This window comes from Arthrobacter sp. JCM 19049, assembly GCF_001310435.1.
Genome location: NZ_BAXF01000460.1, coordinates 1 through 1,699, shown reverse-complemented (window position 1 = coordinate 1,699; position 1,699 = coordinate 1). Strand labels below are relative to the sequence as shown.

At 64.6% G+C, this 1,699-nt stretch carries 1 pseudogene; it reads left to right on the top strand.

Annotation, left to right across the window (positions count from 1 at the left end):
• Window positions 1-1,580: pseudogene (locus JCM19049_RS13380) on the top strand (glycine cleavage T C-terminal barrel domain-containing protein); the annotation flags it as partial.
• Between the last annotated feature and the right edge of the window lie 119 nt (window positions 1,581-1,699).

Sequence of the window (1,699 nt, the reverse complement as noted above, 5' to 3'; positions counted from 1 at the left end):
GCCGCCTCGGCTGCCGGTTACCAGCATGTGGCCACCGTCCCGCAGGCGCCCGAAACCGCCCTCGGGGAGACTCGCCCGGTGTGGCTGGTTCCTTCGCTAAATGGCGACGACGCGGCGAACTACACGCGCCACTTCGTGGACCTGCAGCGTGACCAGACCGTGGCTGACGTGCTGCGCGCCACCGGGGCCGGAATGAGGTCCGTGGAGCACATCAAGCGGTACACCTCCATTTCCACGGCGAACGATCAGGCAAGACCTCCGGGGTGGCAGCCATCGGCGTGATCGCCGCCGTGCTGGGCATCGAGGACCCTTCGGAAATCGGAACCACCACCTTCCGCGCCCCCTACACTCCGGTAGCGTTCGCGGCTCTGGCTGGTCGTACCCGCGGACAATTGCTGGACCCCGCGCGCATCACCCCGATGCACTCCTGGCACCTGGAACACGGGGCAAAGTTTGAGGACGTGGGACAGTGGAAGCGCGCCTGGTACTTCCCGCAGGCGAGGAGGACATGGACGCGGCCGTGCTGCGCGAGTGCGCCGCGGTGCGCGATTCCGTCGGCATGCTCGACGCCACAACCCTGGGCAAGATCGAAATCCGGGGCAAGGACGCTGCCGAGTTCCTCAACCGCATGTACACCAACGGCTACAGCAAGTTGAAGGTGGGCATGGGGCGCTACGGCGTCATGTGCAAAGCCGATGGAATGATCTTCGACGACGGGGTGACCCTGCGCTTGGCTGAAGACCGCTTCCTCATGCACACCACCACCGGCGGGGCCGCCGACGTGCTTGACTGGCTGGAGGAGTGGCTGCAGACCGAGTGGCCTGAACTGGATGTAACGTGCACCTCGGTGACCGAGCAGTTCGCGACCGTGGCAGTGGTCGGTCCACGTTCCGTGATGTCATCGGGAAATTGGCGTCCAACCTGGATGTCTCCAACGACGCATTCAAGTTCATGGCCTTCGAGGACGTCACCCTGGACAGCGGCATCGAGGCCCGGATCTCGCGTATTTCGTTCTCCGGCGAGCTGGCCTTCGAAATCGCGGTCCCCAGCTGGCATGGACTGAAGATCTGGGAAGATGTCTACGCAGCCGGTCAGGAATTCAACATCACCCCGTACGGCACCGAGACCATGCACGTGTTGCGCGCGGAAAAGGGCTTCATCATCGTGGGGCAGGATACCGACGGCACGGTGACCCCGCAGGATGCGGGCATGGAGTGGGTTGTTTCCAAGATCAAGGACTTCGTGGGCAAGCGCTCCTTCTCGCGGGATGACAACCTGCGGGATGACCGCAAGCAACTGGTATCGGTGCTGCCGGTCGACGAAACCCTGCGTCTGCCGGAAGGCGCCGCCCTGGTCGCTGCCGACGCGGGCACCGAGAACGGCATCACCCCGATGGACGGGTGGGTGACCAGCTCCTACAACTCGGCCGCCTGGGCCGGACCTTCGGACTGGCGCTGATCAAGAATGGGCGTAATCGTATCGGCGAAACGCTGAAGACACCGATTGGCGACCGCCTGGTCGACGTCGTGGTCTCCGAAACCGTACTCTTTGACCCGGAAGGAAGCCGCCGAGATGGCTAACAACACTCTGATCGAAACCACCGTCCTGCGCCGCTCCCCGGCCGAGCACCTTGCCGGGGAGATGGCGGCGGCGACCGTGACCGGCGAGCGTGCGGTGGCCCTACGCGAGGTCGCTTTCG